At 74.1% G+C, this 15,450-nt stretch carries 15 protein-coding genes; 10 read left to right on the top strand and 5 right to left on the bottom strand.

Annotated features, from left to right (window positions below; all coding sequences use genetic code 11):
• The first annotated feature begins 598 nt into the window (after positions 1-598).
• From GMA12_RS02945 to GMA12_RS02915, 7 genes are all read left to right on the top strand, one after another.
• Positions 599-1,954 (top strand): MFS transporter, encoded by a 1,356-nt coding sequence (locus GMA12_RS02945; RefSeq protein ID WP_156267043.1) that lies wholly within the window; start codon positions 599-601, stop codon positions 1,952-1,954.
• Between the two features lie 29 nt (positions 1,955-1,983).
• A complete protein-coding gene (locus GMA12_RS02940; RefSeq protein WP_156267041.1) occupies positions 1,984-2,904 on the top strand; it encodes a ribonuclease Z in 921 nt (306 codons plus the stop codon).
• Between the two features lie 45 nt (positions 2,905-2,949).
• Positions 2,950-3,318, top strand: a complete 369-nt coding sequence (locus GMA12_RS02935) for a MerR family transcriptional regulator (protein WP_156267039.1) — start codon at positions 2,950-2,952, stop codon at positions 3,316-3,318.
• A 248-nt stretch (positions 3,319-3,566) separates the two neighbouring features.
• On the top strand, positions 3,567-5,090 hold the full coding sequence (locus tag GMA12_RS02930) for a SulP family inorganic anion transporter (protein ID WP_156267037.1): 1,524 nt from the start codon (positions 3,567-3,569) through the stop codon (positions 5,088-5,090).
• A gap of 613 nt (positions 5,091-5,703) precedes the next feature.
• Entirely contained in the window at positions 5,704-6,006 is a 303-nt protein-coding gene (locus GMA12_RS02925) for a hypothetical protein (protein WP_156267035.1), read from the top strand.
• A 197-nt stretch (positions 6,007-6,203) separates the two neighbouring features.
• Positions 6,204-7,040 carry a polyphosphate--glucose phosphotransferase gene (gene ppgK, locus GMA12_RS02920; RefSeq protein WP_156267033.1) on the top strand — a complete coding sequence of 279 codons (837 nt, stop codon included), beginning with the start codon at positions 6,204-6,206 and terminating at the stop codon, positions 7,038-7,040.
• A 199-nt stretch (positions 7,041-7,239) separates the two neighbouring features.
• A complete protein-coding gene (locus tag GMA12_RS02915) occupies positions 7,240-7,671 on the top strand; it encodes a DUF3592 domain-containing protein (RefSeq protein ID WP_162459404.1) in 432 nt (143 codons plus the stop codon).
• Positions 7,672-7,854: 183 nt separating this feature from the next.
• Here the strand turns inward: GMA12_RS02915 and GMA12_RS02910 are convergent, their stop codons facing one another.
• Complete coding sequence (locus tag GMA12_RS02910) at positions 7,855-8,433, bottom strand: CDP-alcohol phosphatidyltransferase family protein (protein ID WP_156267031.1); 579 nt, start codon at positions 8,431-8,433, stop codon at positions 7,855-7,857.
• A gap of 287 nt (positions 8,434-8,720) precedes the next feature.
• Between GMA12_RS02910 and GMA12_RS02905 the strand changes: the two genes are divergently transcribed.
• Positions 8,721-9,149, top strand: a complete 429-nt coding sequence (locus tag GMA12_RS02905; protein ID WP_162459403.1) for a VOC family protein — start codon at positions 8,721-8,723, stop codon at positions 9,147-9,149.
• Between the two features lie 22 nt (positions 9,150-9,171).
• Here GMA12_RS02905 and GMA12_RS02900 read toward each other — a convergent pair whose 3' ends face one another.
• Positions 9,172-9,723: a DinB family protein gene (locus tag GMA12_RS02900; RefSeq protein WP_156267027.1), complete on the bottom strand. Its 552-nt coding sequence runs from the start codon at positions 9,721-9,723 to the stop codon at positions 9,172-9,174.
• A 9-nt stretch (positions 9,724-9,732) separates the two neighbouring features.
• Positions 9,733-10,932, bottom strand: coding sequence for an MFS transporter (locus GMA12_RS19485; protein WP_156267025.1), 1,200 nt, complete (start codon positions 10,930-10,932; stop codon positions 9,733-9,735).
• 243 nt (positions 10,933-11,175) lie between these two features.
• On the opposite strand from GMA12_RS19485, the gene GMA12_RS02890 reads away from it, so the two are divergent.
• Together GMA12_RS02890 and GMA12_RS02885 are read left to right on the top strand one after the other, a co-directional pair.
• Positions 11,176-11,889, top strand: coding sequence for an HAD family hydrolase (locus GMA12_RS02890; RefSeq protein WP_156267023.1), 714 nt, complete (start codon positions 11,176-11,178; stop codon positions 11,887-11,889).
• Positions 11,886-12,545 (top strand): HAD family hydrolase, encoded by a 660-nt coding sequence (locus GMA12_RS02885; protein WP_162459402.1) that lies wholly within the window; start codon positions 11,886-11,888, stop codon positions 12,543-12,545. The genes GMA12_RS02890 and GMA12_RS02885 overlap by 4 nt, the downstream gene beginning before the upstream one ends.
• A 133-nt stretch (positions 12,546-12,678) precedes the next feature.
• Here GMA12_RS02885 and GMA12_RS02880 read toward each other — a convergent pair whose 3' ends face one another.
• Both GMA12_RS02880 and GMA12_RS02875 read right to left on the bottom strand, forming a co-directional pair.
• Positions 12,679-14,199 carry a DEAD/DEAH box helicase gene (locus tag GMA12_RS02880; protein ID WP_162459401.1) on the bottom strand — a complete coding sequence of 507 codons (1,521 nt, stop codon included), beginning with the start codon at positions 14,197-14,199 and terminating at the stop codon, positions 12,679-12,681.
• Positions 14,200-14,578: 379 nt separating this feature from the next.
• A complete protein-coding gene (locus GMA12_RS02875) occupies positions 14,579-15,331 on the bottom strand; it encodes an SDR family NAD(P)-dependent oxidoreductase (protein WP_156267018.1) in 753 nt (250 codons plus the stop codon).
• Positions 15,332-15,450: the final 119 nt, after the last annotated feature.

Raw genomic sequence — 15,450 nt, 5'->3', positions numbered from 1 at the left:
CCACAGACTCAGAAATGCCTTGAGTCCCTCTAGCATTCGCGAACTACCCATACCAATATTCAATCTCACTTCCGGAGGGACCATTGTCGAAGAGTAGCCGCTACGCATCCGGACGCCACTGAGCGAAATCACGGCGAGCATGTGGTCTTCCTGGATCGTGTTCAGGGCAGAGTTGTTGACTGGCGAGCTTCCGACCCGAGTCCAGCGGGGTTAGAAGGAAGCGCGACGGGTAGACAGTCGCACCATCGTCGCCTCTGGGCAGAGGATTCCGACAAGTTCGTGAGAACCCACTACTGGACCTTCGTGAGTATTCCCCAGTCACAGCGAGGTACTTCTGGCAGATGCAGCCGGAACCTACACCTCGGGCCGCACCGAGCGGCGCACGCGCGCCGCAGCCACTGCGCCGCCCCGCGTGGACGCTCCGGCGGCGGCGACCACCGACCGGAGCGACGCCTATCACACGCCCGGTGATTTGTCCAAGATCACACGCCGGAACCCTTGGGTGCCGCCGACTTTCTCCGTAGTGTCGATGCTTCATCCAGTCCGGCTCGACGACGCGCCTTCCTCCTCGTTCCTGTTCCACACGGAAGGACCCGCCATGTCCGCACCTCGCACTGCGGTGCTCCAGGTGATCAACGCCCCTGGACCCACCGGCACCCGCTTCGCCATCCTCGCCCTCGCCCTCGGGGGCTTCGGCGTGGGCACCACCGAGTTCGCCTCGATGGGCCTGCTGCCCTTCATCGCCGAGGACTTCGGCGCCTCGATCCCCGCCCTGGCCCACTCCATCTCGCTCTATGCCCTGGGCGTGGTGGTCGGCGCGCCGCTGATCACCACCCTGACCTCCCGGGTGGAGCGCAAGACCCTGCTTCTCGGGCTGATGGCGGCCTTCACCGTCGGCAACGCGCTCTCGGCGGCGGCGCCCACCCTCGACTGGCTCTACGTGGCCCGCTTCCTCTCCGGCCTGCCCCACGGCGCCTACTTCGGGGTGGCCGCGGTCGTGGCCTCCTCCCTCGTCCCGCGCGAACGGCGCGGCACCGCGGTGGCCCGCGTCGCCCTGGGCCTGACGGTGGCCAACATCGCGGGCGTCCCCCTGGCCGCCGCCCTCGGCGGGGCGCTGGGCTGGCGCTCCGGCTACGGTCTCGTGGTCCTGATCGGCCTGCTGACCGTCGCGGCCCTGGCCGCGTTCGTGCCGAAGACCCGGCAGGGCGGCGGCGTCTCCGTCGCGCAGGAGATCCGGGCCCTGGGCCGCCCCCAGGTCACGCTGACCCTCATCGCGGGGACCGTGGGCTTCGGCGGCATGTTCGCCGTGTACACCTTCATCTCCCCCACCCTCACCGAGCTCACCGGCCTCAGCATCTCGGCGGTGCCGTGGGTGCTGGCCGTGTTCGGCGTGGGCATGACCCTGGGCTCGCTCCTGGTCGGCCCGCTGGTGGACCGCTCGATCGAGAAGACCGTCCTGGGCGCCGGCGCCGTCTCCGCCGTGGCGCTCGTCTTCTTCGGCCTCTTCGCCCAGTGGGCCGTCGCGGCCGTGCTCGGCGTGCTGTGGATCGGCGTCATGGGGTCCGTGTTCACCACGTCCCTGCAGATGCGCCTGCTGCGCGAGGCCAAGGACGCCCCCTCCCTCACCGCGGCCATGAACCACGCCGCGTTCAACCTGGCCAACGCCATGGGCGCCTTTCTCGGCGGGGCCGTGATCTCCGCCGGATGGGGCTACCGCGCCCCGGCCTGGGTGGGCGTGGGCCTGGCGCTGGCCGGCCTGCTCATCCTGGCCTACGCCGTACGGATGCAGCGCTCCGGTGCCGCTCCGGCGAGGACCCCGGCGCGAGCCGTCTCCTCCTGGCCCGCCCGGACCTTCGGGACGCTCGTGGTGCTCCTGCCCGAGACCGCGCCGCCGGGCCCCGCCCCGGCGAGCAGCTCCCGCACCGCCTCCTGGAGCGAGCTCGTCCCGCAGTGATCCCCGGGACGGGTGGCACACTCGGGACCATGCGTGAGCTCGTCGTCCTCGGCACCGCCTCCCAGGTGCCCACCCGCACCCGCAACCACAACGGCTATCTGCTGCGCTGGGACGGAGCCGGCCTGCTCTTCGACCCCGGTGAGGGGACGCAACGGCAGATGATCCACGCGGGCGTCTCCGCCGCGCAGGTGACGAGGATCTGCCTCACCCACATCCACGGCGACCACTGCTACGGACTGCCCGGAGTGCTCTCGCGCATGGTCCTGGACGGCGTGGAGCACCCCGTGGACCTGCACTACCCGGCCTCCGGCGAGGAGGTCGTCCGGGCCCTCGTCTCCCTGGCGACCCCCGGCCTCGACCTGCGGCTGCACCCGCACGGGGGCCCGGGGACCGTGGCCGCCGGCCTGGAGGTCCGCCCCCTGCACCACCGCGTGGAGACCTACGGGTACCGGCTCACCGAACCCGACGGCCGCACGATGGTCCCGGAGCGGCTCGCGGCGGCCGGGATCGCCGGCCCGGACGTCGGCCGGCTGCAGCGCGAGGGCCGCCTGCGCGGCGTGCGTCTCGAGGACGTGAGCGTCCCCCGCCCCGGCCGGCGCGTCGCCGTGGTCATGGACACGGCGCCGTGCCCGGGCGCGGAGGAGCTCGCGGAGCGTGCCGACCTGCTCCTGGCCGAGTCCACGTTCGCCGACGACGACGCCGCTCTCGCCGCGCGGTACCTCCACCTCACCGCCGGCCAGGCCGGGGCGCTGGCGGCCGCCGGGGGCGCCGGGACGCTGGTCCTCACCCACTTCTCGTCGCGCTATCCCGACATCGCCCCGCTCGCGGAGCAGGCACGCCGGCGCGCCGGGGGCGCCACCGTGCTGGCGGCCCAGGACCTCGAGCGGTTCCCCCTGCCGCCGCGACGTCCCGGCCGATCCCGGGGCGGGGCTCCGGGGGCGCGACCCTGACGGATTGTTAGACTCAGGGGTCCCGTACATCCTGGAGGTCACCCCATGCCGCACCGTGTCCGCGGAGGCACCATGCAGATCGGCGAGCTCGCCGAGCGCACCGGCCTGTCCCTGCGCACGATCCGTCACTACGACGACGTGGGCCTGCTGCCGGCCTCCCGCACGGAGGGCGGCTTCCGCGTGTACACCGAGCAGGACGTGGAGCGGCTGCTGGTCGTCCGGCAGATGAAGCCGCTGGGGTTCACCCTGGAGGAGATGGCCGAGCTCCTGGAGCTGCTCGGCGCCGAGCCGGCCTCCCCGGAGCGGCTCGCGGACTACCTGGAACGCGCGCGGCCGGAACGGGACAAGCTGGCCCGCAAGCTGGCCCAGGCGGACGAGTTCATCGCCCTGCTGGAGCACCGCCTCGGCCGGTGACGGCCCCCGTCGTCGGCTCCCCCGGCCCCGCACCGGATGTGCGATCGAACACGGAGGACGACCCGAGTCGAACTCTACCCTTACGGTAGGTTAGGGTTGCAGGGGCGCGTCCGCCGGACGGCGCCGCACCGGGTGCCGCCGCGGCGCATCACCTTCCCCGCGACCGCACTCCCCGGGGCCCGCGCGCCCTCGTGGACTCCATCCCCGGTGCCCTTCCGCTCTCCTGTCCTCATGAACGGAGCCCTCCCATGGCCACGACGACCGCCGGCCCCGCCCCGGCGCTGACCCCCGAGCAGCGCCAGTCGGTCCGTCGCACCCTCCGCTCGCCCCGCCACCTCAAGACCGAGGTCCTGGCCGGACTCGTGGTCGCCCTGGCCCTGATCCCGGAGGCGATCGCATTCTCGATCATCGCCGGGGTGGATCCGAGGGTGGGCCTGTTCGCCTCCTTCACCATGGCCGTCACCACCGCGGTCCTCGGCGGCCGCCCGGCGATGATCTCCGCCGCCACCGGCGCGGTGGCCCTGGTCATCGCCCCGCTGATGGCCTCCCACGGCATCGACCACCTCATCGCCGCCGTGATCCTGGCGGGCCTCTTCCAGGTGGCGCTGGCCCTGATCGGCGCGGCGCGGCTGATGCGCTTCATCCCCCGCTCGGTCATGGTGGGCTTCGTCAACGCCCTGGCCGTCCTGATCTTCAGCTCGCAGATCCCGGAGCTGATCGGCGTGCCCTGGGCGGTCTATCCCCTCACGCTGCTGGGCCTGGCCATCGTGTTCCTCCTCCCCCGGATCACCCGGGCGGTGCCGGCGCCGCTGGTGGCCATCGTGGTGATCACCGCGCTCGTGGTCACCTTCGGAACCAAGGTCCCCACGGTGGGCGACAAGGGCGCGCTGCCCGAGTCCCTGCCCTCGCTGTTCGTCCCCGACGTCCCGCTGGACCTGGAGACCCTGCGGATCATCGCCCCCTACGCGCTGACCATGGCCGTGGTGGGACTGCTGGAGTCGCTGATGACGGCCAAGCTCGTCGACGACATCACCGACACGCCCTCGGCCAAGACCCGTGAGTCCTGGGCCCAGGGTGCCGCGAACGTGGTCTCCGGCCTCTTCGGCGGGATGGGCGGCTGCGCGATGATCGGCCAGACCATGATCAACGTCAAGGCCTCCGGTGCCCGCACCCGGATCTCCACCTTCCTCGCCGGGGTGTTCCTGCTGGTCCTCGTCGTCGCGCTGGGCCAGGTCGTCGCGGTGATCCCGATGGCCGCGCTGGTGGCGGTCATGATCTTCGTGTCCTGGGCCACCTTCGACTGGCACTCCGTCCGCCCGGCGACCCTGTCCCGGATGCCGCTGCCGGAGACCCTCGTGATGGTCTCGACCGTGGTCGTGACCGTGTGGACCCACAACCTCGCCCTGGGCGTGGTCGTCGGGGTGCTCGTCGCCATGGTCGCCTTCGCCCGCAGGGTCGCCCACTTCGTGACCATGGACCGGGAGCTCCAGCAGCGCAGCGGCCGGGAGACGGCCGTCTACACCGTGCACGGGGAGCTGTTCTTCGCCTCCTCCAACGACCTCTACACGATGTTCGACTACGCCGCGGACCCCGGGCACGTGGTCATCGACCTCTCGGACTCCCACCTGTGGGACGCGTCCACCGTCGCGGCCCTGGACTCGGTGACCGACAAGTACGCCCGCTACGGCACAGAGGTCCGGGTCGTGGGCCTGAACCAGGCCAGCCGCCGGATGCGCGTGCGCCTGGGCGGGATGCTCAACGGCGGGCACTGAGCACCACCTGAGGGCGAGGAATTTGCAATGACAACCCTTTGTGTCTGCATGTGAACCAGCTCACACCCGAGCCCTTGCCGAGCGGCCCCGATGCGAGCATTCTTGCTTCTCACGAGGGGATTCTGTGGTCGATACAGGACCATCCCCCGGCTCCCACAGCGTCGACCGGTGGGGCACCCCGGCTCCGGAAGGACCGTGGCGCCGTCGAGAACCGGTCCGCGGAGGGGAGCAGCAGGGAGCGGGGCAGGCTGGGGGGCCGCCCCGCTCCCCCTGTTTCGAGGCGGCGCCGGAAACAGCTCGAGGAGAACCGCCGTCCGGACCCGCCGCCCAGGACCGCTGTCACCGTCGGCTGCTGATAACGACCTCCCCGCGCCCTCGCGTCCGGACGGTTCCCGTGCTGCAGGTGGTGCAGGTGGTGCAGGTGGTCCGAGGAGAGCACCCCCGGTCCGGAAAACGCACCGCCGCCGGGCGGAGGGTGGCGACCCTGTGGAGCGCCGGTGACGATGGACCCCGGCGGTGCCACTGCACCGCCGCCGAAGACGGCCCGGGCCGCTGCGCAGCGTCGCGCCCGGCCCGGGGCCGCCTCCGCAGCGACCGCACCCCAGGGGGTTCCATGCACGACGACACCGCCGCAGCCGTGCAGGCGCGCCTGGCCCGCCGGGCCGCGGAGCAGGCCGGTCTGGCCACGGACCAGCTGTGGTGGCAGTACTTCGAGCTCGGCGGTGAGGTCGGCGCCCTGGAGATCGAGGCGTACCTGCACGAGTGCCTGCAGCTGCCATCCGGGCACCGGGACCTGATCACCTGCGCGGTCAACGAGCTGGCCGGCGGCACGACCGCTCCCCGGGCGCCCTTCTCCTGGGAGCTCGAGGGCTCATCCGGCACCGGTCGGAGGCCGGGCCCCGGACCTCTCAGCTGAGGCCCCGCGGTCGAGGACCGGCAGTCCTCGATGCGGCGGGTCAGGACCGCTTCGAGGTTGCCCGGGCGCCCTGCGGAGGCAGTGGCAGAATGGGCCGGGTGCCGCCACGTCGGCGCCCCGCCTCCGGTGGAGCGCGTCGAACCGGTCGGCACGGTCCGTCGCCGCCGCGTGCTCCCACCTCGACCCAAGGATGTCGGATGGTCCGTCCCTCGCCCCGTTCCGCCCCCACGCCCGCCTCGACCGGCTGGTCGACCCTGCACCGCCACCACATCGGCGTGGACGTCGGCGGCACCCGGATCAAGTACTCCGCCGTGGACATGGCCGACGGTGCGCTGACCACCCCGGTGCTCCAGCGCCCCACTCCGGAGCCCGCCACCCCGGAGGCCGTCGCCGCGCAGCTCGAGCTCGTCGTGGCGGAGCTGTCCGAGGCGGCGAGCGCGCCGGATCCCGAGGCCAGCGTGGGGGTGGCGCTGCCCACGATCCTGCGCCAGGGTGTGGCGTGCTCCGCGGCGAACATCGACGACGCCTGGATCGGGCTGGACGTCCGCCGCTTCCTCACGGGCAGGCTGGGTCGCACCGTGCAGGTCATCAACGACGCCGATGCCGCGGGGCTCGCCGAGGTCCGCTACGGCGCCGGCCGCGGGAGCGCCGGCACCGTCCTGCTTATCACCCTGGGCACCGGGATCGGCTCCGCACTGATCGTGGACGGGAAGCTGGTGCCCAATCTCGAACTGGGCCACCTCGAGCTGCGGGGCGTGGACGCCGAGGTGCGCGCCTCCGCCCTGGCCCGCGAGCGCGAGGGACTGGACTGGCCCGTCTACGCCGAGCGCCTCCAGGAGTACCTGGCCCACCTCGAGTTCCTCTTCTCGCCCGACCTGATCATCGTCGGCGGCGCCATCTCCGCTCAGCACGAGCTGTTCCTCCCGCTGCTGCGCCTCGACACGCGCGTGGTGCCCGCGGAGCTGCGGGACGCGGCCGGCATCATCGGCGCCGCCCGCCACGCCTACCTGGCCCTGCCGCCTCCCGAGGCCTGAGGTCCCCCTCCCCCACAGCGTGCGTGGCTGCCCGTGCCGGTGGGCGTCGGGCGCGCCCCTCCGCGAGGCAGGAGGCAGCGGCGAGGAGGATCCGCCCGGCGCGGCGGGGTGCACCGAGCCGATCCTGCGGACGGGCGGACCCGGAGCCGGCCCCCTGTGCACCGAGAGCGTGTCCACCCAGAAGGAGCCGAGGAGTCACGTGAGGATCGCGCTGTACGTCATCTGGGCGTTGTTCGTCCTGGCCACGGTGCTGTCGCTCGTCCACATGGCCCGCCGGGCCGGACGCCAGGAGCGGCGGGCCGCGGAGTGGACGCGCGTGCAGGCCACCGTGACCGGCAGCCGCGCGGGCTGGACCAGCGGCGCCGACGGCACCACCCGCAACCGGCGCTTCTTCGCCCTGTACCGGTTCCGCGACGCCCGGGGACGATCCGTCACCGGGGAATCGGAGGTTCCTCTCGCGCAGCGTCCCGTCCCCGGTTCGGGCATCGACGTGGCGTACGATCCGGCGGCCCCCGCGGAGTCCTTCCAGGTGACCTCCGGGCCCCGCACCGTGCTGGGGTGCCTCATCCCCTTCTTCGCGGTCTTCTCGCTGGTCCTCCTGTGGTTCATCAGCGTCTTCCCGTTGCCCTGACCTGCGCCGGGTCCCTCCGTGACACGGGAGCGGACGGGCGCCGGGCCGCAGCGATCGCGGACGAGCCGCGCGGCGACGGGGCGCGGGCACGCGACGCCGAGGACGTTGCTGCGCCTCCAGGGGTGGGCCGCGCCGTGGACCCCGGCGCCGGGAGCCAGGCATCGGAGGCCCAGGGCCGGATGGCTAGCGCCGGAGGGCCTGGCGGAAGTACTGGATCCCCGCCAGGGCGTGCAGGACCGCGGCGACCTGGACCAGCACCCGGCCCACGTCGGTGACCTCGGGGCTGGACCACGCGGGACCCGCCAGCACCAGCACGGTCCCGACCATCAGCAGGGCCGTCTTGGCCTTCCCGACCGTGGTGACCCGCAGCGCGCCGAGGGATCCGCGCACCAGCGTGGCGATGCCCACCACGACGTCCACGACCGCGATGACCACCAGGACCCACCAGGGGAAGAGCCCCACGACGCTCGCGGCCACCGCGATCGCCACGGTCCCCAGCCGGTCCGCGATGGGGTCCATCACCTCCCCGACCCGGCTGCGCTGCCGCAGCGCCCGGGCCAGGGTGCCGTCGACCCAGTCGGTCAGGGAGAAGAGGGCGACCAGGACCAGCGCCCGGACCGGCCGCTCCTCGATGTCCAGCACCGCGAGCACGGCCGGGACGATGAGTGCGAAGCGCACCACCGAGACCACGTTGGGCACCGTGACCACGCGGTGGTAGTACGGCGACTCCGCGGGCTCCACCTCGTCCTGGTGCTGTGCCATCCGGCCTCCCGTCCGTCCGTCGCCCCGCACGGGCGGGCCCGGCCCGCCCCCGCTGCTTCCGAGGGTAGCCCGTCGCGGTGCCGACACGGCACCGCGACGCCACCGCCCCGCCTCCTCCCGGGCCCTCGGAGCGATCGGCGACGCCGCCGTCCACCGGAGCCTGGACCACGTGACGTCCACCTGCGGGGCCGCGCTCAGGGCTGACGTCGCGCAGCGGCCGCGGGCTACGCTGGTCGGGTGAGGCGGAGCCCGCCCCGGACTGCGCCCCGGACCCCGAGGAGACACCTGTGGACCCGCGCGTGCACTTCGTCACCCTGGCCACCCCGGACCTCGACGCCGCGCGGCGGTTCTACGTGCACGGCCTCGGCTGGGCGCCGCTGCTGGACGTCCCCGGGGAGATCCTCTTCTTCCAGACGGCCCCCGGCACGGTGCTGGGCCTGTTCGACGCCGCGTCCTTCGCCCAGGACCTCGGCCGCACGGGGACGCCGTCCGCGCAGGGCGTGACGCTCTCGCACAACGTGGACGGCGAGGACGAGGTGCGCGCGGCCGTCGCGGCGATGACGGCGGCCGGCGGGACCGTGCTCACGGATCCGCGCCAGGGACCTTTCGGGGGCGTGTTCCACGCCCACGTGGCGGACCCGAACGGCGTCGTGTGGGAGATCGCGCACAACCCCGGATGGCGGGTCGACGACGACGGGACCGTGCGCCTGGGCTGAGCCCGGCGCCCGGCCGGGGCGGTCAGCCGCGGACGTCGGCGCGCAGGTGGTGCTCGACGTCGTGCCGGAAGTACACCGCGAGGCGCGCCACGGTGAACTCCGTGCCGTCCCCGCGGCGCCCCGTCCGGTCCCACTGCTCCGCCGACACCGCGTCGAAGGCGTCGGCCGTGGCGCGCAGCTCCTGGGCGATCTCCCCGGAGGCCTCGTACGGGTCCTGCTCGTTGTAGCGCTCCTGGACCGCGACGGCGTCCTGGTCCCAGTCGGGGAAGACCGGGTCGTCCTCGTCGAGCATGAGCCGCAGGCGCTCGCGGAAGACCCGGCAGAGGTCCCGGACGTGGCACGCGTACTCGAGCGGGGACCACGTGCCCGGACGCGGCCGCTCGGTCAGCCGGGGGCGCTCGAGGACGGCGACCCACCGGTCGACCGTGCTCCGCACCAGCTCGCCGGTGGCGGAGACGTCGAGGCGCGGGTCGAAGCCGCACCCGGCACAGCCCTGGTCGATGACCACGGTCCAGTCCCTGGTCTCGGGCGGGACCGGGGAGATGTCGGGGGCCTCGGGGCGCTCGGCGGTCATGCGGCCAATCTACCCGGGGCTCCGGCGCGAGGCGAGGACGCGCCGTGGACGGGGCATCCCGGAGACCGCGGCCAGCGCGGAGGCGACGGCCATCAGGGCCGCGCTGAGCAGGAAGGACTGCCGGCCGTCCAGGTAGCCGGAGCCCGCCGCCCCCACCGCCGCACCGATCTGCCCGGCGGTGGCCATCCACGAGTACACCTCGGTCCGCCGGCTCTCCGGCGCCCGGGCCGCGGCGAGCCCGTACTGCGCGGTGATGACGATCGCCAGGCCCAGCCCCGCCACGGTCAGGGCCACCGCCGACCACACGAGCCCGCCGCGCCAGGCCCCGAGCAGGCAGCCCAGCACCCACACGGCCGCCGCCGCGTGGATGTGGGCGATCCGCGAGCCGGGCGGGTCGGTGCGCCCGTAGACGAGCCCGCCGAGGATCGAGCCCGCCGAGAGCAGGGCCACGAGCAGGCCCGCCTGGGCCTCCCGCCCGGCCTCCGCGGCGACGCCCACGGCGGCCATCTCCGCGGTGGTGATGGCTCCCACGCTGCCGCCCGCGAGGGCGACGACGGGCAGCAGCCGCAGGGGCAGGGGGTGCGGCGCCGCCGGACGCACCGCGATCCGCCAGTGGGCACCTGCGGCACGGGCCAGCAGCACGGACGTGGTCGCCCCGAGCACCGCGACCGCCAGCAGCGCGTGCCGGGGCGCCGTCCACCCCGCCACGGCGGCCACCGCGGCGGGACCCAGGATGAAGACCACGTCCAGGGTCACGGACTCCCAGGCCTGGGCCGCGTGCCCGAACGACGACGACGGGGCGCGCATGCTCCACAGGCTGCGCAGCACCGAGGTGCCCGGGGCGGTGAGGGCGCCGGTCAGGGCGGCGCAGAGCAGGACCACCGCCGTGGGGGCCTGGGCCAGGGAGGCCCAGAGCCCCAGCAGGGCGGCGGCCTGCGCCAGACCGAGGACGCTCATCGCCGTGCGCGGCCCCGAGCGGTCCACCCAGCGGCCACGGGCGGGACCGGTCACGGCGAGCGCCAGGGCGAGCACCGCCGCGGACCAGCCGGCCAGCTCGCGCCCGTGCACGGCGTCGACGCTGAGCACGAGGGCCAGCGAGACCATCGCCATGGGCAGCTTGGCCACCAGGCCGAGCAGCATCAGGGACCGGGACCAGGGCCGGCGGAGCATCTGCGCGTAGGACCCGGCCAGGCGGTCGGCCCGGGTCACGGGCCCCGCCGGCCGGGGATCCCACCCGGGGTCCCGCCCGTGGTCCCGCTTGTGTCCCCGCCCGTGGTCCCGCTCGTGTCCCCGCCCGGGGCCGGCGCCCCGCCGCGCAGGAGGGCGCCCGGGCAGGGCGGAGCGGGGTCGAGGGCGTGCGGCACGCGCGCCAGTCTATGCGGGCGGCCGGCTCCGCCCGCGCCGCCCGCCCCGCCCCGGGAGCGCCGGGGGCCTCCCGGTAGGCTGGGGCGCATGTCCTCCCCCGGTTTCCCGCACGCCGTCCTCTTCGACCACGACGGGACGCTCGTCGACACCGAGCCCCTGTGGGACCGCGCCAAGCAGGACCTCGCCGCCGAGCACGGCCGGATCTGGACTCCCCAGGACACCGACGACACCCTGGGCCGCCCGGTGGCCGCCACGATCGACCGCATGCGGCAGATCGGGGTGCCGCTCGACGACGACGAGATGTTCCGGGCGATCTTCGAGCACAACGTGCGGGTGCTGGAGGGGACGGAGCTGACCTTCATCGACGGGATCGGGGAGCTGCTCACGGAGCTGGCGGACGCGGGGATCCCCGCGGCGATCGTCACCAATGCCAGCTCCGCGCTGGCCCGGCACACCGCCGCCGCGGCTCCGCCGGGACTCGTGCGGACCACCGTGGGCACCGACGACTACGCCCGCGGCGTGCGCCCCAAGCCGGACCCGGACGCCTACCTCACGGCGGCGCGCCGGCTCGGGGTGGACCCGGCGCGGTGCGTGGTGGTGGAGGACTCCCCCGCGGGAGCGGCCGCCGGGGTCGCCGCGGGCATGCCCACGGTGGTCGTGCCCGGGGAGAAGGACGTGGAGCCCGGTCCCGGGCTGCTGCACCTGCGCTCCCACCGGGAGCTGACCCTGGAGCTGCTGCGCTCGCTGGACCCGCAGTCCCCGTCGTCGCCCTTCCACCCCGCCCAGGAGGCCCGCCCGTGAACTCCCCCGCCTTTCCCGCCGCCGTGCTCTTCGACCACGACGGCACCCTCGTGAACTCGGAGCCCCAGTGGGCCGTGGCCAAGCGGGCGGTGGCCGCCCGGTACGGCGTCGGGTGGAGCACCGAGGACGACCACGCCACGCTGGGCCGGACCGTGCCCGCCTCGGCGCGGCTGATGGTCGAGCGCGGGGCCGCGGGCACCGTGGAGGCCATCACCGCGGAGCTCGGCCAGGAGGTGGCCGACTCCCTCACGGGCGAGGTCCCGTTCCTGCCCGGCATGCGGGCGCTGCTCGACGAGCTGGGACGGGCCGGCATACCCGGTGCCGTCGTGACCAACGCGCTGACCGTGGTCGCGCAGGGCACCGCGTCCGGGGCCCCGGAGGTGCTGCGGGTGGTCGTGTCCCAGGAGGACGTGGAGCACGCGAAGCCGCACCCCGAGCCCTATCTGCTCGCGGCCCGGCGGCTGGGCGTGGACCCCGCGCAGTGCGTGGCGGTCGAGGACTCGCAGACCGGGGCCGCGAGCGCGGCGGCCGCCGGGATGCCGGTGGTCGTGGTGCCCGGGGAGCTGCCCGTGGAGCCCGCGCCCGGCTTCGTCCCCGTGGAAGCCCACACCGACGTCACCCTGGCGTTCCTGCGCGGGCTGTCCCCCTCCGTCTGACGAGCCGCCGGACGACCCCCGCAGGACGATCTCCCCGGACGACGACGAGGGCCCGTTCCCTGCTGCTCCGCGGAGTGCGGGACAGCGGGGAACGGGCCCTCGTGGACGGTGCCGGCGCTCAGCGAGCCGCGGCTCAGCGGGTCGCGGCGCCCTGCGGGGAGGACGCCCGGCGGGGGCTGCGGCTGCGGCGGCGCGCGGCGGCCTGCGTCGCCCGGTCCGGCGCGGACTCGGTGGAGTACGCGGGCGCGGCGGAGCGGGTGGGCGCGGCCGAGCGCGCCGGTGCCGCCGAGCGGGAGGCCGAGCCGTTGCCCGGCCGGGACCCGGCGCGCCCGCCGTTCTCGGGGCGCTGGTCGCGGGAGGCGCCGCGCGGCTGCTCGGAGCGGTTCTGCCCGCCGCGGCCGCGGTTGCCGCCGGAGCGGCCGCCGGACCGGCCGGCGCCGGAGCGCTGACCGCCCGCCGGACGGCCCTGCACCTGGACCGGCTGCGGCACGTAGGCGACCTTCTCGGCGCGCTCGCCCACGAGCTCGGCCACGGCCGGGGAGCCGACGGTCACGGTGTCGAAGTTCGCGGTGACGCCCGCGGCCTTCATGAGCTGGGTGACCTCGCGGCGCTCCTCCTTGGTGGCCACCGTGACCACGGAGCCGGAGGCACCGGCGCGGGCGGTGCGCCCGGAGCGGTGCAGGTAGGACTTGTGCTCGGTGGGCGGGTCGATGTGCACGACCAGCTCGACCTCGTCCACGTGCACGCCGCGGGCGGCGACGTCGGTGGCCACGAGCACCCGCACGTCACCGGCGGAGAACTGCGCCAGGTTCCGGTCACGGGCGTTCTGCGACAGGTTGCCGTGCAGGTCCACGGCCGGGATGCCCATCTGGGTGAGCTTGCGGGCCATCTTCTTGGCGCGGTGCTTGGTGCGCGTGAACATCACGCGGCGCCCGGTGCCGGCGGCCAGGGCCTCGATGAGCTCCTGCTTCTCGTCGGCGTCGACCACGAGCACGTGGTGGTCCATGGTGGACACGGCCGCCTGCGGGGCGTCCACGGAGTGCTTGACCGGGTTGGACAGGAACTGCTTGACGAGCTTGTCCACGCCGCCGTCGAGGGTGGCGGAGAACAGCAGCCGCTGCCCGCCCTGCGGGGTGCGCTTGAGGATGCGGGTGACCACGGGCAGGAAGCCCATGTCGGCCATGTGGTCGGCCTCGTCGATGACCGTCACGCGGACGTCGTCCAGCGTGAGGACGTTCTGCTTGAGCAGGTCCTCGAGCCGGCCGGGGCAGGCGATGACGATGTCGGCGCCCTTGGCCAGCGCCTTCTCCTGGTTCTTCTGCGAGACGCCGCCGAAGATCACGGTGGTGGTCAGCCCGGCCGCCTCGGCGATCGGGGCCACGGTGCGGTCGATCTGCGTGGCGAGCTCGCGGGTCGGGGCCAGGACCAGGCCGGTGGGCCGGTTGGCGCGGCGGGCCGCACGGGCACCGTTGCCGCTCAGCCCGGCGAGCCGGGACACGAGCGGCAGCGCGAACGCCACGGTCTTGCCCGAGCCGGTCTTGCCGCGGCCGAGCACGTCACGGCCGGCCAGCGAGTCGGGGAGGGTCTTCTCCTGGATGGGGAACGCCTGCTCGATGCCCTGCTGGGCGAGGACGGCGGACAGGGCCTTGGGCACGCCAAGGTCGGTGAAAGTAGCCAAAACTGGGATACGTCTTTCGATCGGATGTCCCGGCAAGGGGGTAGCGCGCCGGGTTGCGCCGAATGACTCCTGGAGCCCCTGCGAGCGGGCTGAGACCGTCTGGAACGGTGCCACGCTGGAAGAAGAACGGGGTGCTCGACGCCTGCCTGCTCACCCGGGGACGGGGAGCAGTGCCATATGCAATACGACTCACCCTACAGCACGGGCGTCGTGCCACCACCCGGATGTGGCGGACGGCACGCCCGTCGCCGCCCGTCGCTCCCGTCGCGGCGGGCGCCACGCGCCTGCACGACGGGCCTGCTGCGACGGGCGAGGGCGACGGGCGAGAACGGCGCGAGAGCGACGGGCGGGCCGGTTACAGCGCCGTGTAGCCGCCGTCGACCAGGTAGTAGCCGCCGGTCATGAACGAGGCGGCGTCCGAGAGCAGGAACGTGGTCAGGGCGGCGACCTCCTCGGGGCGGCCGAGCCGGCCCAGCGGATGCTTGGCGGCGAGACCCTGGAGCACCGCCGGAGGCGCGCTGTTCAGCAGCGGGGTCTCGATGTAGGCGGGGCCGACCGCGTTGACGCGCACCCCGCGCTGCCCGTACTCCACCCCGGCCTGCTTGGTCAGGCCGACCACCCCGTGCTTGGCCGCGGTGTAGGCGCTGTTGCCCGCGGCCGTGGCCACGGTGCCGTGGATGGAGGCCATGTTGACGATCGCCCCGCCACCGGCCTGCTCGATGGCCGGCAGCTGGTAGCGCATGCCAAACATCACCGCGTGCAGGTCGATCTGCACGGTGCGCACCCAGGCGTCGAGGTCCGACTCGCCGACGGAGTCCGCGGACCCGCCCACGCCGGCGTTGTTCACCGCCAGGTGCAGGCCGCCGTAGGTCTGCTGGGCGAACTCGACCGCGGCTTCGCAGTCCTCGGGCTTGGCCACGTCCTGCCGGAACCCGGCGGCGTCGCCGCCGGCGGCCATGATCGCCTGGACGACGTCGTCGATCCGCCGGGTGTCGATGTCCGTGACGACGACCTTGGCGCCCTGCGCCGCGAGGTCCTTGGCGCAGGCCTCGCCGATGCCGGAGGCGGCGCCGGTGACGAGCGCGACCTTGTTCCTGTGGTCAGCCATGTGCTTCTCCTGCCGTGTGTCCGCTGGGCCGGACCGGGTGGGCCGGCGCCCCCAGTCTGTCCGGAAACGGCGGGGTCCGCGAGCAGGACAGGGGTCGTTCCCGCACGCGCCGCCCGCCT

The organism is Kocuria sediminis, assembly GCF_009735315.1.
Taxonomy (GTDB): domain Bacteria; phylum Actinomycetota; class Actinomycetes; order Actinomycetales; family Micrococcaceae; genus Kocuria; species Kocuria turfanensis.
Note: the sequence above shows the minus strand (reverse complement) of the source record. Positions and strands in the feature narration are given on the sequence as shown.